This is a genomic window from Nitrospirota bacterium (genome assembly GCA_035516965.1).
In the GTDB taxonomy this organism is placed as follows: Bacteria; Nitrospirota; UBA9217; order UBA9217; family UBA9217; genus MHEA01.
In genome coordinates this window covers 31,880-56,931 of sequence record DATIZR010000019.1, presented here as the reverse complement: position 1 = coordinate 56,931, position 25,052 = coordinate 31,880, and the positions used below count along the sequence as shown (strand labels likewise).

General features: G+C 59.6%; 21 protein-coding genes and 1 tRNA gene. 20 read left to right on the top strand and 2 right to left on the bottom strand.

All coding sequences use genetic code 11. The annotated features are described in order from the left end of the window. The first annotated feature begins 65 nt into the window (after positions 1-65). Positions 66-140, top strand: a tRNA-Val gene (locus tag VL197_01815). 212 nt (positions 141-352) lie between these two features. Here VL197_01815 and dksA read toward each other — a convergent pair. Then, positions 353-715, bottom strand: coding sequence for an RNA polymerase-binding protein DksA (gene dksA / locus VL197_01810; protein HUJ16704.1), 363 nt, complete (start codon positions 713-715; stop codon positions 353-355). Positions 716-917: 202 nt separating this feature from the next. Here dksA and VL197_01805 point away from each other — a divergent pair, with 202 nt between their 5' ends. The 19 genes from VL197_01805 (at position 918) to galT (ending at position 22,897) form a co-directional block, all read left to right on the top strand. Continuing rightward, positions 918-2,150, top strand: a complete 1,233-nt coding sequence (locus tag VL197_01805; GenBank protein HUJ16703.1) for an HD domain-containing phosphohydrolase — start codon at positions 918-920, stop codon at positions 2,148-2,150. A 64-nt stretch (positions 2,151-2,214) separates the two neighbouring features. After that, the gene (locus tag VL197_01800; protein ID HUJ16702.1) at positions 2,215-2,892 is read left to right on the top strand and encodes a Smr/MutS family protein; all 678 of its coding nucleotides are present in this window, start codon (positions 2,215-2,217) and stop codon (positions 2,890-2,892) included. 582 nt (positions 2,893-3,474) lie between these two features. Continuing rightward, entirely contained in the window at positions 3,475-3,918 is a 444-nt protein-coding gene (locus VL197_01795; GenBank protein ID HUJ16701.1) for a GNAT family N-acetyltransferase, read from the top strand. Positions 3,919-3,939: 21 nt separating this feature from the next. Beyond that, complete coding sequence (locus VL197_01790; protein HUJ16700.1) at positions 3,940-4,842, top strand: NAD(P)/FAD-dependent oxidoreductase; 903 nt, start codon at positions 3,940-3,942, stop codon at positions 4,840-4,842. 222 nt (positions 4,843-5,064) lie between these two features. After that, positions 5,065-6,261 (top strand): NADP-dependent isocitrate dehydrogenase, encoded by a 1,197-nt coding sequence (locus tag VL197_01785; protein ID HUJ16699.1) that lies wholly within the window; start codon positions 5,065-5,067, stop codon positions 6,259-6,261. 320 nt (positions 6,262-6,581) lie between these two features. Next, on the top strand, positions 6,582-7,895 hold the full coding sequence (locus tag VL197_01780; GenBank protein HUJ16698.1) for a DUF4388 domain-containing protein: 1,314 nt from the start codon (positions 6,582-6,584) through the stop codon (positions 7,893-7,895). Positions 7,896-8,000: 105 nt separating this feature from the next. Beyond that, on the top strand, positions 8,001-8,360 hold the full coding sequence (locus VL197_01775) for a response regulator (GenBank protein ID HUJ16697.1): 360 nt from the start codon (positions 8,001-8,003) through the stop codon (positions 8,358-8,360). 18 nt (positions 8,361-8,378) lie between these two features. Continuing rightward, the gene (locus tag VL197_01770; protein ID HUJ16696.1) at positions 8,379-8,870 is read left to right on the top strand and encodes a chemotaxis protein CheW; all 492 of its coding nucleotides are present in this window, start codon (positions 8,379-8,381) and stop codon (positions 8,868-8,870) included. A gap of 61 nt (positions 8,871-8,931) precedes the next feature. Next, complete coding sequence (locus VL197_01765; GenBank protein HUJ16695.1) at positions 8,932-10,797, top strand: methyl-accepting chemotaxis protein; 1,866 nt, start codon at positions 8,932-8,934, stop codon at positions 10,795-10,797. A 5-nt stretch (positions 10,798-10,802) separates the two neighbouring features. Continuing rightward, positions 10,803-13,535: a hybrid sensor histidine kinase/response regulator gene (locus VL197_01760; GenBank protein ID HUJ16694.1), complete on the top strand. Its 2,733-nt coding sequence runs from the start codon at positions 10,803-10,805 to the stop codon at positions 13,533-13,535. A gap of 33 nt (positions 13,536-13,568) precedes the next feature. Further along, a complete protein-coding gene (locus VL197_01755) occupies positions 13,569-13,958 on the top strand; it encodes a chemotaxis protein CheW (GenBank protein ID HUJ16693.1) in 390 nt (129 codons plus the stop codon). After that, the gene (locus tag VL197_01750; GenBank protein HUJ16692.1) at positions 13,955-14,407 is read left to right on the top strand and encodes a chemotaxis protein CheW; all 453 of its coding nucleotides are present in this window, start codon (positions 13,955-13,957) and stop codon (positions 14,405-14,407) included. The genes VL197_01755 and VL197_01750 overlap by 4 nt, the downstream gene beginning before the upstream one ends. After that, the gene (locus VL197_01745) at positions 14,397-15,749 is read left to right on the top strand and encodes a response regulator (GenBank protein HUJ16691.1); all 1,353 of its coding nucleotides are present in this window, start codon (positions 14,397-14,399) and stop codon (positions 15,747-15,749) included. The genes VL197_01750 and VL197_01745 overlap by 11 nt, the downstream gene beginning before the upstream one ends. A gap of 93 nt (positions 15,750-15,842) precedes the next feature. Beyond that, positions 15,843-18,554: a valine--tRNA ligase gene (locus VL197_01740; GenBank protein ID HUJ16690.1), complete on the top strand. Its 2,712-nt coding sequence runs from the start codon at positions 15,843-15,845 to the stop codon at positions 18,552-18,554. Between the two features lie 12 nt (positions 18,555-18,566). After that, a complete protein-coding gene (nadC, locus tag VL197_01735; GenBank protein ID HUJ16689.1) occupies positions 18,567-19,391 on the top strand; it encodes a carboxylating nicotinate-nucleotide diphosphorylase in 825 nt (274 codons plus the stop codon). A 102-nt stretch (positions 19,392-19,493) separates the two neighbouring features. Further along, positions 19,494-20,465, top strand: coding sequence for a biotin--[acetyl-CoA-carboxylase] ligase (locus tag VL197_01730; protein HUJ16688.1), 972 nt, complete (start codon positions 19,494-19,496; stop codon positions 20,463-20,465). Between the two features lie 138 nt (positions 20,466-20,603). Beyond that, entirely contained in the window at positions 20,604-21,368 is a 765-nt protein-coding gene (locus VL197_01725; GenBank protein HUJ16687.1) for a type III pantothenate kinase, read from the top strand. 126 nt (positions 21,369-21,494) lie between these two features. After that, positions 21,495-21,872: a response regulator gene (locus VL197_01720; GenBank protein ID HUJ16686.1), complete on the top strand. Its 378-nt coding sequence runs from the start codon at positions 21,495-21,497 to the stop codon at positions 21,870-21,872. After that, positions 21,872-22,897, top strand: coding sequence for a galactose-1-phosphate uridylyltransferase (gene galT, locus VL197_01715; protein HUJ16685.1), 1,026 nt, complete (start codon positions 21,872-21,874; stop codon positions 22,895-22,897). Before VL197_01720 ends, galT begins: the two co-directional genes overlap by 1 nt. Positions 22,898-22,997: 100 nt before the next feature. Here the strand turns inward: galT and VL197_01710 are convergent, their stop codons facing one another. Further along, positions 22,998-24,938: an aconitate hydratase gene (locus VL197_01710; GenBank protein HUJ16684.1), complete on the bottom strand. Its 1,941-nt coding sequence runs from the start codon at positions 24,936-24,938 to the stop codon at positions 22,998-23,000. Positions 24,939-25,052: the final 114 nt, after the last annotated feature.

The following is a 25,052-nucleotide window of genomic DNA, read 5'->3' as shown; positions in this document are numbered from 1 at the left end:
CCGGGCACAGTGTTTGAGATTTGTCTTGACGAACAAGCGTTTCCTGTGTTAAAAAGTATCCGTTCGGGCGCTTAGCTCAGCGGGAGAGCACTGCCTTCACACGGCAGGGGCCGCTGGTTCAATCCCAGCAGCGCCCACCATCAATTACAAGGAGTTAGCTGACCAAGGCTAACTCCTTTTCCGTTTTTGTGCTGTAACCGTGATCTTGGTGGCAGGTGTGCAGTTCGGGGACGCATTCAAGCAGCTGTCAAGCACGTTTACGGCCTTCTTTTTGTGTGCAGGGGTCAAGGAAAATAAAAAAAGCCGGCTTCGTGGGCCGGCCGATTTTCTTTATGGTCGCGCATGCGAGGGATCATCCCTCCTGCAGCTTCTCCTCTTCTTCCTGGCGGGTTTTGCATTCGATGCAGAGCGTGGTCACCGGCCGGGCCTCAAGGCGTTTCATGTTGATCTGTTCTCCGCAGGATTCGCACACGCCGTACGTGCCGCCTTCGATACGCGCGATTGCCTCATCGATTTTCTTGAGCAGCTTCTGCTCCCGTCCTCTGAGCCTCAGCATGAAGTTGCTGTCCAACTCGGCCACAGCCTGGTCTGTGGGGTCGGGAAAACTTTCCTTCTCGGTGGTGATCTTGCTGTTCAGCGTCTGCCCCGCCTCGTTCAGCAGTTCATTCCGCTGCTTGAGAAGCTTCTTTTTGATGGTCAAGAGTTTGCTGTCCATACTGAATCCCCGTAAAACAGACCGTGCGACCGGCGTTTTGCGCCACTACAACGACCGCCGGTTGAAATTGAATGCGGTACTATATCAAAAAAGGTCAAACGAGTCAATTGATAAATCCGCGAGGACAGCGGCGAGGAGACGCCTGCTTCGGTCGCCGGGTTTCGCCAATTGACAAAAAGGGGAAGAGCGGTTACTATTTGCCATGCTGAACGAAAAGCAGAAGCTGACCACGCTCATCAGGCTCGGCATCGAGCTGACCGGCGTGAAGGACATCGACGTCCTGCTCGAGAAGATCCTCAGGGAAGCGCGCACGCTGGTAAACGCCGATGCGGGATCGATCTACATAAGGGAAGACGATCAGCTGAAATTCAGCTATACGCAGAACGATACGCTCCAGAAACGATTGCCGCCGGGTAAGAAACTCATTTACTCCACATTCTCCATCCCGATCAACAGCAAGTCCCTCTCCGGCCATGTCGCCCATACCGGCGAAACCCTGAATCTCCCCGATGTATACGAGCTCGGGCCAGGGCTTCCCTACTCCTTTAACAAGCAGTATGATAATTTGTCCGGCTACCGGACCACTTCGGTGCTGACCTTTCCCCTAAAGACCAACCGTGGTGACGTCATCGGAGTCCTGCAGCTCATCAACGGGAAGGACGGGAGGGGCAAGGTCGTTGCCTTTAAAAAGAGCGACGAACCGCTCATCCTGAACTTTGCCAACACAGCGGCGGTGGCGATTGAACGGGCACAGATGACGCGCGCCATGATCCTGCGCATGATCAAGATGGCCGAACTGCGCGACCCGAAGGAGACGGGAGCCCATGTGAACCGGGTCGCGTCCTACGCGGTTACGATCTACGAGAACTGGGCGACGAGGCGGGGCATTGCCCAGGAGGAGATCGAAAAGAACCGAGACGTTCTGCGCATGGCAGCCATGCTGCACGACGTCGGCAAGGTTGCCATCTCGGACTCGATCCTGAAAAAGCCGGACCGGTTCACGCCGGAAGAATACGAGATCATGAAACGGCACACCTACCTCGGCGCACGACTGTTCTCGGAGCTGTACTCGGACTTCGACGATGCGGCCTCGGTTGTCGCCCTGAACCATCACGAATATTTCGACGGGGGCGGCTATCCCGGCTACATCAATGTGCTCGATGGAACGCCGCTACCCGGCCGGATGGACAACACCGGGATCGCCCGGGGAAAAAGGGGTGAGGAGATACCCGTATTCGGACGGGTCGTCGCCATTGCCGACGTCTATGATGCGCTCTCGTCGCGAAGGGTCTACAAGGAAGCGTGGGACGAGTCCCGGGTGCTCGAGACGATCAGGACAGTCGCCGGCAAGCAGTTCGATCCCGAAATGATCGATGCCTTTTTCTGCTGCCTTGACACGATTCATAGCATCACGGAACGGTACCCGGACCACTGAAGACGGGCTGTTTGCATTGCGGCGGGATGCGAATCCTGGACGGCGTGCTTGCCTGATCGATCGTATGAAAAAAAAGAACCCAACAGGCCCGTTGGCCTCGTTCAACAACAATCCCTTCAAGTCCCTCAAAAGCATCAAGCCCAAGCTCGAACCACCTGGACCTGGAAGGCCGTCCCCGGGACGAAGGGAAAAACAAGAAGAGGACGCCGCCGGTCTCTTCATGCGGGCAGTGTCCGGTGCGCGTGCGCTTCATGCCGACGAGCCCGGTGAGACGCCGGAGCTGAAAAAGAACAAGGCCCCTGATGGCGAGAGCGGTGACGAGCAGGAACAGCAGCTGTTTCTCCAGGCCATGCAAAAAATCGGCACGACCCTTAGCAAGCTGCAGTCGGAAAGTGAATCGGGAGAGGAGGCGAGACAGTCCGTTTCCAGCCGGCTGAAACAGCTCAGGCGCGGGACGATCCGTATCGGCGAGGAACTGGACCTCCACGGTCACCTGAGGAAAGAAGCGGTGCTAAAGCTGGAGCATTTCGTGAGCGCAGCATACCACCGGAGGCAGAAGGCCGTGCTTGTCATCACCGGCAAAGGGATCAACTCTCCCGAAGGGCCTGTCCTCCCGGGAGCGGTCGCGGACTGGCTGCGCGGGAAGGGGAAGGCGATGGTTGCGGAGTTTGCACCGGCTCCCCGGGACCGGGGCGGAAGCGGAGCCTTTGTGGTGTTTCTCAAGAATCCCCGACGCACCTGAGCGAATCGTTGCGGCTGCTCCCCGCGGACCCTCTTTCGATTACCCAGCTGCGCAGTGATACGCTTCGCAGAAGCGCACGGCCAGCGGCGGTCTGCGCGGCGACCCCCCTTCGGCGATGAGGCGACAAGGTGTGGCTCAGAGCACGAGAATATCGCTCGGGCCCCTCTGGATCAAGGCCAAGTATCCCCTCCCCTGCGAAGGATAGACTCCCGGACTGTTCCGATTCTACGAGGATCTGCCTCGAGGTGCGGTCACGAGCCCTTCTCCTTGACAGGCACCTGTTCCGGTGCTACTGTAAAATCAGAGGGTAATAGTCCCGATTAAGCCGGCCACTTCGGGAAGAGTGGGCGGTAGCGACGGGTCTTCATTCCGACGTGAGAACAGCCGGGTTGCCGAAAGAACAATCACGAGGACCGTTCGGCTTTTTTTGAAGTAACACGGTACCGCAGTGAACAGGGGACTTCCGGGGGGAATGCTGGCTGAGAGGGTGAGGGCAGGGATGCGCGGTTCCATAACGGCCTTCGCCCCTTTTCCGCTTCCGGGGTCGTTTGTTCTCCGGCGTGATGAGAGGAGGAGAATACTATGGCCGATCCTCGAAAGACAGGAGTATCGGGCATTACGGGAAAAATGGTCTCGATCCGGCATGCAACGGGCAGCGATCTGATTAATGTGGAAGAATATCTCCGGGATCACCACGCGGGTTCCGATCTCGGAAATGCCGAAGTGGTCGTCGCAGCAGAGGAGAGGCGCATCATCGGCTTTGGTATCCTGAAAAAGGAAAACGATGCCGGATGCATTTCCCTGTTCGAAGACAGCAGGAGAAAGGGCATAGGATCATCGATCATAAAACACCTGGCGGAACATGCTCTGCTCAAGAGAGTGTATGCTTCGCGCTACGCCAGCTACTTCACTCATGCCGGTTTCAGCCGGGTGCAGAAGGGGCCTTCCCCGCGGGCGACGAGAAGTGGTGACCCGTGCCGGGGGCACTTGATGGAACGATTGTCCCTTGCCGCCTATGGGAAATAACACGACCGGGGAAGGCAGGGTATGAGCGATCGGCTGTATGACTGCATCATCATCGGTGCGGGCCCCGGAGGGCTGCAGGCGGCCATCTATCTGGGCAGATACAACAGGGACGTGGTGCTGCTCGACCGGAGCGGCGGCAGGACATGGCATGCGAAGCACATTGAGAATGTTGTCGGCCATCGCGATATAGCCGGAAGCGAGATCATCGCTCTCGGGAAGGAGCAGGCCAGAAGATTCAACGTGCGGGTGGAGCGGGAGCCCGTCAAGGCCGTTCAAAAGAACGGGGAATTTGTCGTTTCGACCACGGACAGGGCCTATCGATCGCGGTTTGTCATCGCGGCGTCAGGAGTGACGGATGTCCTCCCGCCTCTCGAAAATGTGCACCGGTTCCTCGGGATCAGCTACTTTACCTGCGTCGATTGCGACGGCTATAAAACAACGGATAGGAAGCTGATCGTTATCGGGAATTCTCTCCAAGTCGTGAACCTGGCGATCGCCATGAAGCAGATGTACACAAGAGACATCACCTTCATTCCCTGCGAGTTCACTCTGCCCGCGGCCGCTATCGAGGTGCTGGGCGACGAGGCCATTCGTGTCGTCGTAGAAGAGCCGGCGGCTATTATCGGCACGGAAAAGATGGAGGCGATCGAACTAAAGGGCGGCAAGCGTATTCCCTGTGAAGTCATCATGGCGTCCTTCGGCATCACGCTGAACGACGGCTATTTGAAAGGATTAGCGCTCAAGAAGGACGCCGCCGGGTTCAAGTACGCGGTAAGCGGCGCGTACGAATCGTCCCTTCGCGGGCTTTATATCGTGGGGCCCCTGAATACGGGCCAGGACCAGGTGGCTATCGCGGCAGGGGAAGGGGCCGTGGCCGCCATTGACATCAACAAAAGACTCCTGGAAGAGTATGACCTTCGCTGACGGAGGACCGGGCCGCGGTGGTGTCTGTCAGCCAGGAGCCGGAAGCTCTTGCAGCGGGCGGCATCCCGTACTGCCGAGAACTGACCCGCTGGCCGTGCAATGAGCCGCGAACTCATCATGGACTTCCTCATTGTTTGGTTGACAATCCTGCTGCTCCGCATTACAATCCCGAGCATTCGCAGCTGAACACTTCCCGACATTCTGTTTTCGTGAGGAGAGACCATTGTGGCCATTACTGTAAAGAACCCCATCGTCGAGATGGACGGCGACGAGATGACGAGGATTATCTGGAGGATGATCAAGGACAAGCTCCTCTTCCCCCATCTCACGATGGACCTCAAGTACTTCGATCTGGGCGTGAAGCACCGCGACGAGACCGACGACAAGGTCACGATCGACGCAGCAAATGCGGTCAAAGAGTTCAGCGTGGGAGTTAAATGCGCGACCATAACGCCGAACGCGGCGCGCGTGAAAGAGTACGGCCTCAAGCAGGCGTGGATGAGCCCGAACGCAACGATCCGCTCGATACTGGACGGAACGGTCTTCCGCAAGCCGATCATTGTTCGGAACATCCCTCCGGCGGTCAGAAGCTGGAAGAAGCCGATCAGCATCGGCAGGCACGCCTACGGAGACATCTACAAGTCGGTGGAGTACAAAGTCCCGTCAGCAGGAAAGGCCGAGATCGTGTTCACACCAGCGGACGGGAGAAGCAAGGTAGTTCTCACGGTCCACGACTTCAAGGGTCCCGGTGTCGTCATGGGCATGCACAATACCGAACAGTCTATCCGGAGCTTCGCGAGGGCATGCATCAACTACGCAGTGGGAGAAAAATGCGATCTCTGGTTCGGGGCCAAGGACACGATATCCAAAACCTATCATGCCTTTTTCAGGGAAATCTTCGACCACGAGGCTGAGGCGAGGAAAGCGGACTTCGAGAAGCTCGGCATCAGCTATCGCTACATGCTGATCGATGACGCGGTGGCGCAGATCATGAAGGCCGAGGGTGGCATGCTCTGGGCCTGCATGAACTACGACGGGGACGTGATGAGTGACATGGTGGCCTCGGGCTTCGGCAGCCTGGGGCTCATGACCTCGGTCCTCGTCTCGCCTGAAGGTAGGTATGTGTACGAGGCGGCGCACGGAACCGTCATGCGGCATTACTACGAGCATCTCAGGGGAAACCCCACTTCGACAAATGCCGTTGCATCAATCTTTGCCTGGACCGGTGCCCTGGCGCGCCGCGGCGAAATGGACGGGACACCCGATGTTGCCGCCTTTGCCCGAACGCTGGAATCGATCGTGGTCGGGACCATTGAAGGAGGGACCATGACCAAGGACCTGGCGGCCATCGCGGAGCCGACGCCGGGGAAATACGCTCTGACCGAGGAGTTCATCGACAGGGTCGCCGAGCAGGTGTGATGACTCTGGATCGACTGCATGGGCGACACGCGGAGATGAGAAATGCCTCCGAATCTGGATATTTTTCGCTGCTCGAGTCTCGTCGGCATACCCAGTCAGACGAGAAGTCCTGCTTGCCACTATCCCCGTTGGGAAAAATGCAGCCGCCCCGTCACGCCTGACCGCTGATCGGTACCGGTCAGCGGAGCAGTCGTCATTTCCCGCCCATATCTTCACCAAGAAATGTAGTCGGCAGAAGGTTTAAAATAGGATATAGTTGTTGACAGCGACTTTCCTAACATGTTAATATTTCCGCGGCGTTACGGTATCGGGTGACTAGGTTGGCTGGGGAAAAAATATTAAACATAGACGACAGCCCGACGGTCCAGCGGTTGATCGAGATGATCCTGTCGTCTCAAGGATACAAGGTCGTCCTTGCCTCCGACGGCGAGGCAGGCATCGCCATGGCCAAGGCGGAAAAGCCCGAGGTTATCCTCGTCGACTTCGTGATGCCCAAGATGAACGGGTTCCAGGTATGCAAGACTCTGAAGGAAGACCCGGAATTCCAGGACACTCCCATCATCCTCGTAACGTCAAAGGGCGACAAGGTCGGGAGCAAGTTCATCGACGTTCTTGGCATCACCGAATATTTTACGAAGCCCTTTCAACCGGAGGAGCTTCTCGCAAAGATCCGCGAGGTCATCGACGGGCGAAAAGCCGCCGCACAGGCGAAAACGGCCCGCGAAGTAAAGAGGGCTTCTCCCGCTGCTCCCGCCGCCCCGTCCTCGCCTTCACCGGCTCAACCGGCCTATGCCGCCGCAGCGCAGTCATCGGGACTGGAAGCTCTGGTCCGGGATATTGTGGAAAAGACACTCGAAGAGTTCGTCCGCATGAGGCTTCCCGACATCATCCGGCAGGAACTCGGGAAGGGACCGGCACCTACCAATGCCGGCATCCAGGGCAACCTCGCGAGCTTCCGGATCGTCGAGGTGATGCAGATGCTCGGCTTGCAGCGTCAGACCGGCAAGCTTGCCATCTCCCGCCAGAACGAGCATGCCGACATTTATTTCCGTGACGGGGCTGTCGTGTTTGCCTCATCCTATAGTGGACAGGACGGTGGTATCGAAGCGCTGCTCAAAAAAACGTGCCGGTTGGCCGAAGAGAGCCTGAAATACGTCGAGCGCATCGCCGAAATGACGGCAAAGCCGATCGACAGCGTGCTTGCCCAGGAGAAGCTGCTCGACCTGAAGACCTTCGGGGAGTGCCTCCGCAGGCATACCGAGTCCGCCGTCTACAGGGTCATGTCCTGGCGCGATGGCGACTTTGTCTTCGAGAGATCGTCGCCGCCCCAGTTCACGACACAGCTCCAGATCAAGGTTGACGACCTGCTTCTCGAGGGCGCGCGCCGGGCTGACGAGTGGACCCTGATCCAGCAGAAGATCCCGAGCTTCGCGGCGGTCTTCGAGGCCATGATCGGGAATGCCGAGGAGCTGACGACGCGGGGCATGAGCGATACGGACATGACGGTCTTCTCCCTCATCGACGGCAGGCGGACGATTCAGGAGATCATCGACCTGTCCTGTCTGAGCGAGTTCGATGTGGCGAAGAGCATGTTCATCCTTCTCTCCGTGAATCTGATCCGGAAACGGAAATAAAAGAAGAGCGCCCGGAACCTGCAGGAATAAAAGGAAAACTTGACACTACAAAAGAAATATGTTAATTTTTGTATACTCTTTGCGTGCTGAAAAAAGGAGAACACAATGGCCAAAATACTCATAGCGGACGACAGCTTGGCGGAGCTCCAGATATTCCAGGCGGCTTTGCAGCCGACAGGCCATACGCTGGTGACCGTGATGGACGGTGAAGCCGCCGAGGAAAAGGTAAAGTCCGAGAAGATCGACCTTATCATTCTCGATGTGATCATGCCGAAGAAGAATGGCTTCCAGGTCTGCAGGGACATCAAGACCAATGACCAGTTCAAGAACATCCCCGTCATCATGGTCACCTCGAAAGACCAGGAGAGCGATAAGTTCTGGGGGATGAAACAGGGCGCCGATGAGTATTTAACCAAGCCGTTCAAGCCGGAAGACCTGCTGAAGGCCGTGAAAAAGTACATCTGATCCGAGGAGGGGTGCCGTTTGGCCGAGATCGACACTGATGTAAGCGCCGGAGTGACCCATGAAATACGGGAGGAGGACATCCGGGTCTGCCTCTTCAGTATGGGCGAGGACCTCTATGCCATTCCGGTTGAACTGCTGACAGAAATCATCATCTCTCAAAAGATATTTCCCGTCCCTACCACTCCACCGCACGTACTCGGGGTCATGAATCTCCGAGGCAACATAGTTCCGATTGTTGACATCCGTGCGGCGCTTTCCCTGCCGCGGCAGTCATCCCCGAATCAGATCGCGATCATCAGGCACCGGGCAGTGACGCTCGGCATCGTCGTCGACAATGTCTCCGAGGTGATCGCCGTGCCCGTCAGCAGAGTGCTCGCGATGCCCGCTGACGCGAGTGCCCAGCCCGGCAAGAGCCGCAGCCGCTTTTTAAAAAGCGTCATTCAGCGGGAAGAGGGCGTGGCAGGCCTGTTGAACGTCGAGCAGATCATCGAAGAGATCAAGCTGGAGTGATTCCTGAAATTCGGGCAGCTCGTGCTGTACAAACCTAATTCGAGCGAAGGAGCAGACACTTATGAAGATACGAAGTCCATTCTACCGGATGAGCATCCGGACCAAAATCGTGCTCATGATTCTGACCATGTCCATCATCTTCGGCGCCAGCATCCTGTTCTACATATACAATCAGATCCAGGTAACGCTCCGCGACGAATCGATCAACAAAACACTGATCCTGGCTGACGGCTTGAGCGTGAAGGCCGCGGAGCCGGTCCAGGTGGAGGACCTCAACGCCCTCCAGTTCGTCCAGGGCGAGGCTATCAGCCAGCCCGATGTCGCGTACTGTTTCATCCGTGACGGACGGGGCAGGGTCATCTCCTCATCCTTCGAGGGCAATGCGGTCCCGAGCGTGCTTCAATCGATCAACATCCTGAAGCCCGGCATGCCCTTCAGCACCCAGGCGGCGAACATTACGATCAGGGACATTGTGACCGAGGTGATCGATATCGCCTCCCCGATCGCGGGCGGCACGCTTGGCTCTGTGCACGTGGGTCTCAATATGACGCAGATCAAGAACAACATCAGGAATCTGCTGTACAAGATCATGATCGTCGGCGCCGGGTCCCTCCTGTTGCTCTCGATCCTCACCATGTGGGCTGCGGCAAGGACGATTGCGCCGGTCAGGGATCTGATGCGCGTGGCCGAGGCGCTGGGCCGAGGCGATCTGACAAGGAAGGCGACCGTGAAACGCGGCGACGAGCTGGGCCAGCTCGGCGACACATTCAACCAGACGATCGACCGACTCCAGGGCTTGATCCAGACCGAAAGCGACCGGGACAAGATGCAGCATCAGGTCATGGACCTCCTCTCCGTCGTGAGTACGGCGGCTGAAGGCGATCTGACGGTCAAGGCCGAAGTGACCGCCGACGCCCTAGGCTCCGTGGCTGACGCGTTCAACCTCATGATCACCGGTCTTACCAACCTTGTTACCCAGGCAAGCAATGTGGCCAGCGAGATCCAGCGCTCGACCTCGGAAATCCTGCAGTCGTCGGAACGCATGCGGCTGGGCACCGAGCAGCAGGCTTCGCAGATCATGGAAGTGTCGACGGCCGTGAACTCCATGTCCCATACGACGCAGCGCATGGCCGAGAACGCTGACGCCGCGACCCAGACGTCTCTCAATGCAACCCAGGCGGCGGTCAAGGGCGGAGCATCCGTGGCAGAGACGATCAAGGGTATGCAGCGCATCAGGGCTGCGGTGCAGACCACGGGGAAGAAGATCAAGGGACTGGGCGAACGCTCGCTCGAGATCGGGGCCATCATCGAAGTGATCAACGAGATCGCGACCCAGACAAACCTGCTGGCGCTCAATGCAGCAATCGAGGCCGCGCGCGCCGGCGAGCAGGGTAAGGGCTTCGCAGTCGTTGCCGATGAAGTGCGGAAACTGGCGGAACGCGCCGCCCGCGCCACGAAGGACATCACGGGGCTCATCAAGGGCATCCAGGTGGAAACGAGCGAGGCCGTGACGGTCATGGAGGAAGGAACCCGCGAAGTGGAAGAGGGAACCAGGCTGGCCGACCAGGCCGGTTCGGCGCTCCGCGAGATCGAGCAGATCGTGAAGCAGACAGCGACGCTCATGACGGACATTACCCGGGCCGCGACGGACCAGGTGAAATCAACGGAGAGCGTGGCGCACGCCATGGACAGCATCCTGAAGCAGACCCAGGAGACGACTCACGGCGTGCAGGACACGGTCTCCACGATCGGCAAGCTGGCCGAGCTCTCCAAGCGGCTCATCGACGCCATCGGCAGGTTCAAGCTCAAGGAAGGCATCATCAGACAGCCGATCGAACATGAGCTCCCTGAGCTGGAGGGCCTTCCGCCGGTGACCGAGCAGATCACTACGAGTGACGAGGAGATCAAGCTCGGCTTTGTCGAATAAACCCTATGGCTGCCCCCTTCGACAAATCAGGCATCATCGAGTTTTTTCTGATCGAGGCCGGTGAGCACATCCAGAACCTCAACAAGGGACTGCTGTCCCTTGAGAAGGACCCGAACGACAGTTCGATCATCGATGAGCTGTTCCGCGCGGCGCATACCCTGAAGGGTTCCGCTGCGATGATGGGCTATCAGGGGATCAGCGATGTGGCGCACAAGGCAGAGGACATGCTCGGACAGTTCCGGGCCGGGTCCATCCCGATCCAGAAAGAGACCCTGAATTTTCTCTTCGACAGTGTTGATGCAGCCAAGCTGATGGTTGACGGCGTGGCCGCAAACCAGGCTGAAGACCCCCTCGTCGTCAACAGCATCACCCAATCCTACAAGGACATCATCGCCAAGGTGCAAGCGGGAACGGGCCAGGCCGCCCCGGCCCCGACGAGTACGGAAAAACCCGCAGCCCCGCCGGCGAAACCGGCTCCGGAAAAGGCGGTCCAAGCTCCGGCAAAGACGGACGCTGAGATGGCTGCCCCGGCTCCGTCGAAGAGTGCTCCACCGCCTGCACAGGCATCACAGGCCAAGGACGACCTGGACCTCGCCTGGGAACGAACTTTTGAAATCGATGAAGAGGTCTCGGGAGAACGCATCGCTGACAGGGAGCCTGCAAAACCCCCAATGCCTGCACCGAAGCCGCCGGTATCAGCGCTGTCAACTCCGCCCGTGTCCGGCGTTCCTGCTGCCGTGGCCCCTCCGGCTCCGGGGCCCGAACCTGCTGCGCTGCCCAGGGAGGACGGGGCTTCCCTGAAGCAGGAGATCGAGGAGTCCAAGCGTTCCGGCATCCAGGAAAAGAGAGGGCTCGGGAGGCGGGCCTCCGACGCTGGGGAAGTCGAGAAGCAGTTCATTCGCGTCAACATCGAACGGCTCGACAATCTGATGAACCTCGTCGGCGAGATGGTCGTGAACAGGAACCGGCTTGCGCGCCAAGTGGAGTTCATCAAGACGCTCCGCGAGGAGCTGGCATTCAGCCAGAACCGGCTGCTGCATGAGATCAAGAAGTTCGAGGAGAAATACGAGTATACGCTTACGTACGGCACGGCGGAGCCGGAGCAGGTCGTTCAACCATCGAGCGACTTCATGGATCTCGAGTTCGACCGCTATGATGATTTCAACCTGCTTTCCCGGAAGCTCACGGAGATCACGAACGATATGAACGAGATCATGACCGAGCTTGCGGGCTTCTTCGACTCCTTCGAGCTCGACACGGCGCGCATCTCGACGATCACGACGAACCTTCAGGATGAGATCACCCGTGCACGCATGGTGGACGTGGACCGGCTGTACCAGATGTTTCAGCGGCCGGTGCGCGATCTGGCCGGGGAAGAGAACAAGCAGGTCAACATGGTGGTCTCAGGCGGCGAGACGAAGATCGACAAGACTATTTTTGAGATCATATCCGACCCGATGATGCACATGGTCAGGAACGCCATTTCCCACGGCATCGAGCCCGCCGAGGAGCGGAGAAGGCTCGGCAAGGAGCCGGTCGGTTCGTTCATCATGAAGGCCCGCCACGAAGGCAACAGCATCATCCTTGAGATCGAGGATGACGGCCGCGGCATGGATCCGGCAGTCCTCCGGCAGACCGCCGCAGACAAGGGGTTCATGAGCCCGGCCGAGGCGCAGAACCTCACCGACCTGGAAGCCCTGAACCTGATCTTCCGCCCCGGCTTTTCCACGGCACAGAGCGTCGGGAAGATCTCGGGCCGCGGTGTCGGGATGGATGTGGTGTCGACGCACCTCGCGAAGATCAACGGCAGGATCGAGATAAAGACCGAAAAGGGCGTCGGGACCAAATTCGTGATCAGGCTTCCGCTCACGCTTGCCATTGCCCAGGCGCTGATCGTGAAGTTCAAGGACCAGGAGCTGGCGGTGCCGATGAACCTCGTGGAGGAAACGACCCGGTTTTCCTTTAAGGATATTCAGCGCGCCGCCGGCGAGGAGATGGTGAATCTGCGCGGCACGCTCGTCAGGCTGCTCATGCTGAACGACCTGCTGAACGTCGGCAAGTTTCCCCAGAAAGAGGAGACGTTCCGGCACCCGACGCTCATCCTCGGCATGGCGGAAAAACGGATCGCCGTGATGGTCGAAGACATTGTCGGGCGCGAGGAGATTGTGGTGAAGTCCCTCGGCGATTACCTGCGGGGCGTCAAGATGTTCTCCGGCGCTACGATCTCCGGCGAGGGGAACGTCCGGCTCATCCTCAATATCGCGACGCTTTTCGGCGACGAGTCCGCAATGGCCGCCAAGGCGAGTTTCATCGCCGCCCGGGAGGCCATCTCGCCGGAGGCGGCGCGGCGCAAGCCCCGGGTCCTGGTTGTCGATGATTCGATCAGTATCCGGAAATATGTTCAGCGCTTCCTGGACCGGACCGGCTATGAAGTGGAGGTGGCGCCCGACGGCATGGAGGCGCTGAACATCATGGGCCGCGTCAAGTTCGATGCGGTGATCACCGATCTGGAAATGCCCGTCATGCACGGCTATGACCTGATTGCCGAGATGAAGCGCAATCCGGCGCTCATGAACATCCCCGTAATCGTGCTCACCTCGAGGGCCGGCGAGAAGCACCGGCAGAAGGCCATCGAGATGGGCGCGCAGGACTACCTGGTAAAACCCTTCGAAGAACAGGAAATGCTCGGGGCGCTCAAAAAGCTCCTGAGCGGCGCCACTCTGGCACACCGCGCATAAGCTCAAACCGCTATGGACGAAGGCAGACGTTTTTTGATATTATCACTGGACGGGGGGAGCTTCGCCGTTCCGATTACCAAGCTGTTGGAGATCACGCTTCCCCGCGAGATCCAGAAGGACGGCGGTCTCACCTCGATGTTCGAGGGCAAGGTCGCGTTCCGAGGAAAATCGATCCCGGTCCTGAACCCCAAGAAGATCTTCAATCTTTCCGGCAAGGCCGGCGGTGTCTTGCTCGTGCTCAAGGGTATCAAGGGCGTCATCGGTCTGCTCGTGGATGCAGTCGCGGAGATCATAGACGCCGATCAGAATCCGGCTTCCTTTCCGGCGGGGGTGCTGAACCCCGCGCTGCGGTATTATGCCGGCATTATCCGGCACAAAGGCGAGCTTATCCTGCTGCTGAATGAGGAAGGGCTGTTGCAATGACGAACAGCTATCTGTTGTTTCTGCTGTCTCAGCGGCTGTTCGGTGTCAAGCTTGTCGGCGCGATCGAGATCCTGCCCTGGCGCCCGTCCCGCCCGGTGCCGCTGTCCTATTCGTACGTTGAGGGCCTGCTGGACTACCGGGGAACCATCTATCCGGTCTATAATCTGGTTCAGCGCCTCGGACTGGGCAGGCCGGGGCCGATAGGGTTCACCGCCGATGCGGGAGGGGGCTCGACCCCGAAGGGCCAGAGCATCATTTTGCTGGAGGAGAACGGGAGGCCTTTTGGCATCGTCGTCGATACCGTCCTGAAAATGACGAAGCTGGAGGAGCAGGCGGCCGCTGCGGAAAAAATGCAGGGCATCAATCCCCGCTTCGTGAAGGGGCTTGTCTACGACGAGGACTATGAGGCCCTGATCCTCGATTTTGAAAGGTTGCTCCATGGCGATTAAGATATTGCTGGCTGACAAAAGCATCACCATCCAGAAGGTGGTGGAGATGCTTTTTTCGGGAAAAGAGTATGAAGTTCTGTGCGTAAGCGACGGGGAGACCGCGCTCAGCGAGGCGGGACGCTTTCTGCCCCACGTCGTGCTCGCGGACATCGACCTTCCGCGCGTTGACGGCTACAGCTTCTCGGGAAGGATGAAGCAGTCTCCGGCCCTGACAAAGACGCCCGTGATCCTCATGATGAGCCGCGACGATGTGTTCGACGAGGCGAAGGCCAAACAAGTTTCAATCAGTGATCATATCGCGAAACCTTTCGAGTCGCAGGAGCTCATCAGCAAAGTGAAGAAGGCTGTTGCCGCAGCACCGCCGGTGGCCGCCGGACCAGCCCCTGAGGCCGTGCGTCCGGCGCCCTCTCAGCCGCCGTCACCCGTGCAGCCGCCCCCCGTGCGTCCGGCAACGGTTCCGCCTGCTTCGCCGAAGGCCGCGCCGAAGCCGCAGGCCCCCTCAGATATTTTTGCCATCATTGAAGAAGCGCCCACCCAGGCCGATCTCAAGACAAAGCCCGGCGGGGGCGAGGAAGACGAGGGCGTGTACGAGGTCGAGCCCGTCGTAGAGGTGGAAGAGGAGCAGTTGCCCCGCGAAACGTCAACCTCCCTTCCGATCGGTGAGAAGGCCATGGAAGAGATGCGTGAGGGACTCGGCCTGGCGAGCAGGGCCGGGAAAGCGGACCAGGACATCGTGAGCTTTGAATCGCTCGATATGACGGTCAATGGGGAAAAGGAGTTCGCACCGGCCCCCGGCAAGAGACCCGCTCCGGCGGCCCGGGAGTGGACCCCGCCGGAACCGGCAACAGTCCCCGCTTCGGCCGCGGTGCAGCAGCCGGCGATCTCGGAGACCGACCTCTGGAACATGGCCGAGGCCGCGGTTTCGAAAATGGCGCGGGAGATGTTCGAGAAGATGCCGCCCGTCCAGCATCCGCCGATGCCGGAGGACGAGGTCCGGGGCATGGTCGAACGGACCGTCTCGCGGCTCGTCACAGAACAAATGGGCAGCATGGCTTCGCTCCAACCGCCAACGGTGTCGGAGCAGGAGCTGCGGCGCATGGCGGAAACGACAATCTCTTCCATGTCCAGGGAGGTGTTCGCAACGCTGCCGCCCCTCGAACCGCCCCAGATACCCCCGGAGACGCTGCGCTCCGCAGTGGAGGCCGCGGTACAGGGCTCCGTGTCCCGGATCGTGCAGGAGGTCGCCCGCGACATCATCGAAAAGGTGGCTTGGGAAGTCGTTCCCGATCTCGCCGAGACGCTTATCAAGGCCGAGATCGAGCGGCTGAAAGCGGAGACATAGCCGTTCGGATTGCGAAGTCCGGAATGGGGAGTTGAACCATCAGAGGGGACCTAGATCCCCTCTTTTATTTGGATGCAGTCAAAGGAGAAGTGCATGACATCACCCGAGCTGTCCAAAGCCTACGATCCGCGCTCCGTGGAGGAGAAGTGGTACGCCTTCTGGCTGGAGAAAGGCTATTTCCATGCCGATGAGAACGCCGGCGGGAGCCCCTATTCGATCGTCATTCCGCCGCCGAACGTCACCGGCTCACTGCACATCGGCCACGCCTTTGACAACACGCTCCAGGACGTTCTCATCCGGTGGATGCGCATGTCGGGCAGAAACACGCTCTGGATGCCGGGCACCGACCATGCGGGCATCGCCACCCAGAACGTGGTCGAGCGCCAGCTCGCGAAGGACCATATCGACCGCCACCAACTCGGCAGGGAAGCGTTCATCGAGAAGGTGTGGGAATGGAAAAAGGAGTACGGAGGGCGGATCATCAACCAGCTCAAGCGCATGGGGGCGTCCTGCGACTGGCAGCGCGAGCGTTTCACCATGGACGAGGGGCTATCCCGCGCCGTCCGCGAGGTTTTCGTCACGCTCTACGAGGAAGGGCTCATCTACCGGGGCGAGCGGCTGATCAACTGGTGCCCGCGCTGCCATACGGCGCTGTCCGACATCGAGGTCGAGCACGAGGACGAGAAGGGCAAGCTCTACCACCTCTCCTACCCGTTGAGCCATGACCACAACATACGGCTGACGGTTGCGACAACGAGGCCCGAGACGATGCTGGGGGACACCGCCGTTGCCGTCCACCCCCTCGACCCCCGCTACAAGGACCTGATCGGAAAGACCGTCGACCTGCCGCTCACGACGAGGCGGATCCCGGTGATCGGGGACTCCGTGCTCGTGGACCTCGAGTTCGGGACGGGCGCCGTCAAGGTGACGCCCGCCCACGACTTCAACGACTACGAGGCGGGCCTCCGGCATGTTCCGAACCTGCCCCGCATCAAGATGCTTGACGACAAGGCTGAGATCCTTCCCGAAATCCCCGATGTCCTCCCCGAGGTGCAGAAGCTCCTTGCCGGCAAGCCCGCCAGAAAAGCGCGCGGCGTCGTGGTCGAACTGCTGAACGAGCGAGGATATCTCGTCAAGACCGAGGACCACAGCCACTCCATCGGGAAGTGCTACCGGTGCAAATCGGTGGTGGAGCCCCTCCTCTCGCCGCAGTGGTTCGTGCGGACGCCGCCGCTTGCAGAGCCGGCGATCAAGGCCGTCGAGGACGGTCGAATTCAATTTTTCCCGAAGGGGTGGGAGAATACCTATTTCGAGTGGATGCGGAACATCAAGGACTGGTGCATCTCGCGCCAGATCTGGTGGGGGCACCGCATCCCGGCCTGGTTCTGCGACGACTGCGGCGTGATTACCGTGAGCCGCACTGATCCGGAGGCCTGTCCGGCGTGCAAAGGCGGGAATCTCCGGCAGGAAACCGATGTGCTCGACACCTGGTTCTCGTCGGCGCTCTGGCCCTTTTCGACGTTTGGCTGGCCCGACAGAACCAAGGCGCTGGAACTGTACTATCCGACCTCCGTGCTCGTCACGGGGCTGGACATCATATTCTTCTGGGTGGCGCGAATGATCATGATGGGGCTGCACTTCATGAAGGAGGTACCCTTCCGGCACGTGTACATTCACGCACTTATCCGCGATGCCGAGGGGCAGAAGATGAGCAAGTCCAAGGGCAACGTGATCGACCCGCTGGTGATGATCGACCAGTACGGCACGGATGCCTTCCGGCTCACGCTCACCGCCTTCGCGGCACAGGGCCGGGACATCAAGATGTCCCCGGAGCGCATCGAGGGCTACCGGAACTTCGCGAACAAGGTCTGGAATGCGAGCCGGTTCGTGTTCATGAACCTCGAGGACGGATTTGCCCCCAATCCCGAGCCCCTGACCCGGGACTCGTCCCTCGCGGACCGCTGGATCCTGTCGCGGCTGAATACGGTCGCGGGAGAAATCCAGTCCTCGCTCGCCGAGTACCGGTTCAATGATGCAGCCTCCGGGCTGTATCAGTTCGTCTGGCACGAATACTGTGACTGGTATCTGGAGCTCTCCAAGCCTGCGCTGAGCGGTGAACACGGCTCGCGCGGACGGAAAGCAGCCCAGACCGCGCTCGTCCACGTGCTCGAGACGGCGCTCAGGCTGCTCCACCCCATCATGCCGTTCATCACGGAGGAGATCTGGCAATTGATACCGCAAGGCGTGAGGCGGAAAGCGTCGGGGGAAAGGATCTCATCGATCATGGTGGCCGTCTATCCCGTGCCGGAGAATAGCCTGATCGACGCCGGGATCGAGCGGGACATGCAGATGGTGATGGACCTGATCACGGCGCTCCGGAACATCCGGGGCGAGATGAATATCGCGCCGTCGATGCAGATGGAGGCCATCGTCAAGGTGGAGAACGGCGAGCTCGGAGATCATCTGGAAAGGAGCTCCCCCCTCGTAACGGCACTTGCGCGGTTGAGCGGGCTCCGGATCGGTGTTGACGAGAAGAAGCCGAAGGCAGCGGCAACGGGCTTGATCAGGGGCGCCGAGGTGTATGTACCGCTCGAAGGAGTCATCGACCTCACCCAGGAACGCGACCGGCTGATGAAGGAGATCGCGAAGACCTCGAAGGACATCGAGGTGTTCGCGAAAAAACTCTCGAACAAGAACTTCGTTGACAAGGCGCCGAAGGAAGTCGTAGAGAAGGATACAGCGAAGCTGGAGGAATTCAAGGCCAGGCGCGATAAGCTGGAGCAGGGACTGAAGATGCTGGGGTAAGGTATTGTCGCCATGAACGCAAAGCTGAAGGACCTCATAGAGCGAGCATTGCAGGAGGACATCGGCGCCGGCGACGTCACGGGGGACTTGACGATTCCGGGCGACGCAACGTCCGCCGCCTCCCTGCTGGCGAAGCAGGAACTCGTCCTTGCCGGCATCGGAGTGAGCAGGGCGGTATTCAACCATCTGGACGAAGGGATACAGTTCACCGCCTTCTTCGCGGATGGAGACAGGATACCGGCGGGCGCGGAGATCGCGAAACTCTCCGGCGCTACGCGATCCCTGCTCAAGGGCGAACGGGTCGCCCTGAACCTTCTCCAGCATATGTCCGGCATTGCGACCCTGACCGCGAAGTTCGTTGAGCGGGTCTCGGGAACCAAGGCGCAGGTCCTGGACACGAGAAAGACGCTTCCCGGCCTGCGCGAACTCGAAAAGTACGCGGTGCGCATGGGAGGCGGGAAGAACCACCGCATGGGCCTCTATGACATGGTCCTGATCAAGGACAACCACATCAAGGCGGCGGGCGGCATCACGAAAGCGGTGGAGAGCGCCAAACGACGAGCGGGTAAGCTCACGGTCGAGGTGGAGACCTCGAATCTCGAGGAAGTACGCGAAGCGCTGGACGCAAAAGCCGACATCATCATGCTCGACAACATGCCGATCGACACGATGCGCGAGGCGGTCAAGATCATCAACGGCAGGGCGCAGGTTGAGGCGTCCGGCAACGTCACCCTCGAAACGATCCGCGGGATCGCTGAAACGGGGGTCGATCTTATCTCTTCGGGCGCCCTGACCCATTCGGCGCCGGCGGCGGATATCAGCATGAAGATCAAATAAAAATACTTGATCCGCAAAGTCGCGAGTGACGCTCAGAAATGATCTCCAGAATCTACTGCTTAAGCCTTCGCGTCGGTGCGCCTGAACGGTGAAACGATCCAAATGTACAAAGAGAGAATCCTGAAGCTCCTCCGGACGTCAAGGGGCGGATACGTATCCGGCGAACAGCTGGCTGCAAAGATGGGCATCTCGCGGACCATGGTCTGGAAGCACATCAAATCGCTGGAAGGAGAGGGGTTCGGCATCGAGGCAGTCCCCTCCCGGGGATACCGGATCACATCGGTTCCCGACGTCCTGAGAATCGAAGACATACGGTCCGGGCTTAAGACAAAGCTCATCGGCAGGGAGCTCCTTCTCTTGAGCGCGACGGAGTCGACGAATACGCTTGCCATGGAAATGGCGGCAAAGGGAGCACCCGAAGGCGTCGTCGTCATCGCGGAGACGCAGACCGGCGGCAAGGGACGGCTCGGCAGGAAGTGGATCTCGCCCAGGGGGAACCTGTACCTGAGCGTCATCCTGAGGCCCGCCCTGCCGACCCACAAGGCGCCCCTGATCACGCTGATGGGCGCCGTCGCCGCCGCCCGTGCCATCCGCACGACCTGCCGGGTTCCGGCCTCGATCAAATGGCCCAACGACATTCTCCTGTCCGGAAGGAAGGCGGGCGGACTGCTTACGGAGATGAGCGCCGAGCCGGAGCGGATAAAACATGTCGTGCTCGGCATCGGTCTTGACGTGAACATGGAGATGAGCGAGCTTCCCGCGGACGTTCGCGGGCTCACGACGACCCTTGCCGTCGAAGCGGGAGCGCGGGTCGACCGCACAGAACTGGTGCGTCAGCTCCTGCTGGAGCTGGAGCGCTGGTACGGGGTGTTCCTGAGCAAGGAGAACGACGTCCTGCGGGAGTGGGGAGCGCTCAATGTGACCATCGGCAACCGGGTAGCGGTGAGCGGTCTAGGAGATGCGCTGCAGGGTCTCGCGCAGGGCATCGACAGCGAGGGCCGGCTGATCGTGAGGCAGGATGACGGGACCGTGCGGACCGTCGCCTCAGGAGACGTGACGATCCTCAAGAAATAAACAGCAAAGTCAAGGCTCGCTGTTTACACGAGGATGCGTCCCAATTAAACAATGTCGCATTGAAACCCTGTAACCTTTGGCCGTTTGAACACCCTTGCATATTTGGATCATGAAATAGGGCCATCCCCGGAGGATATGATGCTTTTAGCTATCGACGTCGGCAACACCAACGTGGTCATCGGCGTATTCGACAAGGAGGCCCTGGTTGCGAACTGGCGGGTGGGAACGAACAGCCAGATCACTTCCGACGAATACGCCATGATCTTCAAGGACTTGTTTCATTTTGCCGGCCTCGAGTTCGGGCAGGTGACGGGCGTCATCATTTCGACCGTGGTGCCGCCCGTCCTGACCGTGATGCAGGAGATGGCAAGGAAATACTTCCGCCTCGAACCGCTGGTCGTGACGCACGAGATCAAGACCGGTATCACGATACGGTATGATAACCCGAAGGAGCTTGGCGCCGACCGTATCGTGAACGCGGCCGCAGCATACCGTCTCTACGGAGGACCGCTGATCATCGTGGACTTCGGCACGGCGACGACGTTCTGTGCCATAACGAAGCTGGGCGAGTACCTGGGCGGCGCCATCACGCCCGGCATCAAGATATCGGCGGATGCCCTCTTTCAGCGGGCATCGAAGCTGCCGCGGTTCGAGCTTGCAAAGCCGCTGCGGGTGATCGGCACCGACACGATCAGCGCCATGCAGGCCGGAATACTCTACGGATATGCAGGGCTGGTGGACGGCATTGTGGAGCGGATGAAGAAGGAACTGTCCCCCGATGCCAGGGTCGTCGCCACGGGCGGGCTGGCCGAGCTCGTGTCACCGGAGACCAAAACAGTACAGGAAATCCGGCCGCAATTGACCCTCGAGGGGCTTCGATTGTTATATGAATTAAATAGCTGATTTTTCTCCGCAACTCCTTCCGCATGAAGTCGTACCACCGCACCGGGAAAAAGAAGCTTGCCCTTACCTTGACGACACGGGTATTTTATGATATTTTTGCAATACTAATGATCGCTGGGGTAACGGATGAAGATTCTTGTCGTAGATGATGAAGAGGGAGCCCGCGAACTCTTTCATACCATACTGACCGATGAAGGTTATGAAGTCGCGCTGGCGAGCGGCGGTATCGAGGCGCTCGCACTGTTCAAGGCCAATCCCTACAACCTGATCATAACGGACATCAAGATGCCCGAAATGGACGGCCTCCAGCTGCTGCAGGAGATCAGGAAGACGGGCGCGAAGACCGACGTCATCATGGTCACCGCCTACGGTGAGGTGGAAAGCTATCTCAAGGCCATGAGCCTCGGGGCCGCGGAATACATCAACAAACCAATCCGCATCAAAGAGCTGAAACGGATCGTACACAAGGTACTGACGGAGCAGAAGGCGAGGTCTGGCGGCTGATGTCTCGACTACGGAAAGACCCGGTCGTGGGCCGGTGGATCATCGTGTCGACAAAACGGCCGAAGAAGCCCGAGGACTATTCCTTCGAAGAGCCCCAAGATGATGTCACGCCTGCGGAATGCCCCTTCTGCGGCGGCAATGAAGCAAAAACCCCCCCTGAAATCATGTCCTTTCGCATGGAACGGACCCAGCCGAACACAACGGGCTGGTGGGTCCGCGTCATCCCGAGCAAATTCCCCGTCCTGGAGATCGAGGGCACGCTTGAACGTGAAGGCAGCGGAATCTACGACTGGATGAACGGCATCGGGGCGCACGAGATGATCGTGGAAGGCCCCGATCACGCCGTCCGGCTGGAGGAGCTTTCCGAGAACCAGGTCGAAAAGGTGCTCTGGGCCTATCGCGACCGGATCCTGGACCTGGAGAGGGACAGCAGGCTTCGGTACGTGCTGGTCTTCAAGAACCAGGGCTGGACCGCAGGTTCTGCGATCAACCATGCTCATTCCCAGATCATTGCGACCCCGATCATTCCGAAATTCGTGAAGGAAAAGCTTGACGGTGCGAAGTCATACTACGACTACAAGGAGCGCTGCATCTTCTGCGATATCATAAGGCAGGAGCTCTCGTCCCCGGAACGCATCGTGGAAGAGACGAGGCATTTCATCGTCATGGTGCCTTTTGCGCCGCGGTTCCCCTTCGAGACCTGGATCTATCCCAAGAAGCACGTCTGCTCCTATGTCGACGTTACGAAGGAAGAGATCATGGACTTCTCCCGAACGATCAGGAACACGCTCAGGAGGCTCGATAAGGTTCTGAACTCCCCGCCGTACAACTACATGCTCTACACCGCTCCGAACCGGGTGCCGCGGCGCGGTCACTGGCATACCCTGAACGATGACTTCCACTGGCACCTCGAGATCATGCCGCGCCTCACCCGCGTCGCGGGATTCGAGTGGGGATCTGGCTTCTACATCAATCCCACGCCGCCCGAAGATGCGGCCCAGTATCTGAGGGACGCGAAGGTGTAGTGCAAACGATACCGAAAATTTCCTTTTCAGTCCTCATGACAAAGCCGCGCTCGCAGGATCGCGGCTTTGTCATGTATTCGGCAAGTCTCTTGACGCCGCCTTAGGTGCTTCGCGCCTTCGTATAGTTCAGCATCCCGCCGGCCAGCAGAATGTCCATCTGCCTGGCGCTCACCGCGCATTTCAGGGCAAAGGTGTTACCGTTTGTCGCATCTTGCAGCGCGAGACCCCTGCCAGCCCGAAGCGCCGCTTTGATGTTCCCGATCTCAAGTCTGTCGCCGGCTCCGATAACGTCGTAATCGCCTTCGCTCGCGAAGGTGAGCGGCAGGATGCCGAAGTTGATGAGATTGGCAGCGTGGATGCGCTCGAAGGATTTTGCGATCACTGCCTTGACGCCGAGGTACATGGGACAGATTGCCGCGTGCTCGCGGCTCGACCCCTGGCCGTAGCTCGCGCCCGCGATGACAATGTTGTGAATGCCCGCCTTCTTGTTTTCGAGCGCTCTCGCCGAGAATGACGCGTCGATCCCTTCGAACACGAACGCAGCGTATTTCGGAATGTTCGAACGGTACTTGAGCCGCGAGCCCGCAGGCATGATGTGGTCCGTGGTGATCTTGTCGCCGACCTTGATCGCGGCAACGCCCCTGATCGCGTCCGGCAGCGGATCGGCCGCCGGGGGATCTCCGATGTTCGGACCGCGGAACACCGCCACCGACAGGGGGTCCCTGGCCGGCGGGAGGATCATCGAGTCCTCGATCCAGAACTGCTCCGGCATTGCGATCTCCGGATAGGGAATGCCCAGGTCGCGGGGATCCATGATGCCGCCCGCGAGGGCCGCGGCAACCGCCGATTCCGGGCTGGCGAGGAACACCTTCGCGCCCTTCGTGCCGGAGCGGCCCTCGAAGTTGCGGTTGCTGGTCCGGATCGAGACGGCGTCCGTTTTGGGAGCCTGGCCCGCGCCGATGCAGAAGCCGCACGTGGATTCGAGCACCCGCGCGCCGGCAGCGATGATGTCCGCCAGCGCACCGTTCTTCGCGATCATTTCGAGCACCTGCCGCGAGCCGGGCGCCACACCAAAGCTGACGTCCGGGAAGACCCTTCTCCCTTTTAACATCGAAGCGACGATCATCAGGTCGCGGTAAGAAGAGTTGGTGCAGGAGCCGACCATGACCTGGTCCACCTTCATTCCTGCAAGCTCCCGAACCGTGCCGATGCTGTCCGGCGAATGCGGCTTCGCCATCAGCGGCTCGACCTGGCCCAGGTCAAGGTCGATCACCCTGTCGTAGGTGGCATCCGCGTCCGCCGCCAGCGCCGTCCAGTCGGCATCCCTGCGCTGCGCCCTGAGGAACGCTCTGGTGACCTCGTCGCTCGGGAAGACAGAGGTAGTAACGCCAAGCTCGGCGCCCATGTTCGTGATGGTAGCGCGTTCGGGAACTGATAATGTCTTCACGCCCTCGCCGCCGTATTCGAGCACGGCGCCGACGTTGCCCCTGGTGGTGAGCATCCTCAGGAGGGAGAGAATCACGTCCTTGGCCGATACCCATGGCTTCAGTCGACCCGTCAGGTTCACCTTGACGACGTTGGGGCAGGTCAGGTAGAAGGGACCTCCGCCCATGGCGACGGCGACATCGAGGCCGCCCGCGCCGATGGCGATCATGCCGATTCCGCCGTTGGTAGGCGTATGGGAATCGGATCCCAGGAGCGTCCTTCCCGGCCTGCCGAAACGTTCAAGATGGACCTGGTGACAGATACCGTTGCCTGCCTTCGAGTACCGGATGCCGTAGCGGGACGCCACGGTCTGGAGATAGCGGTGGTCGTCAGCGTTCTCAAAGCCGTCCTGGAGGGTGTTGTGGTCGACGTAGCTCACAGACAGCTCCGTTTTCACGCGCGGCACGTCCATGGCCTCGAACTGGAGATAGGTCATGGTGCCCGTCGCGTCCTGGGTCAGGGTCTGGTCGATCCTGATCGCGATCTCGGTCCCGGCGTTGAGCGTTCCTTCCATGAGATGGGATTCCAGGATTTTGTGTACAAGATTTTTGCCCATGGGCGGACTCCTTTATCCGAATGAATGCCCGCACATTATAGAGAATGACGGCGCCCAAGGCAACTGGAATTTAGGAAGGCGCGCGATCAAACTGGCTCGATCACTGTTTCCCCC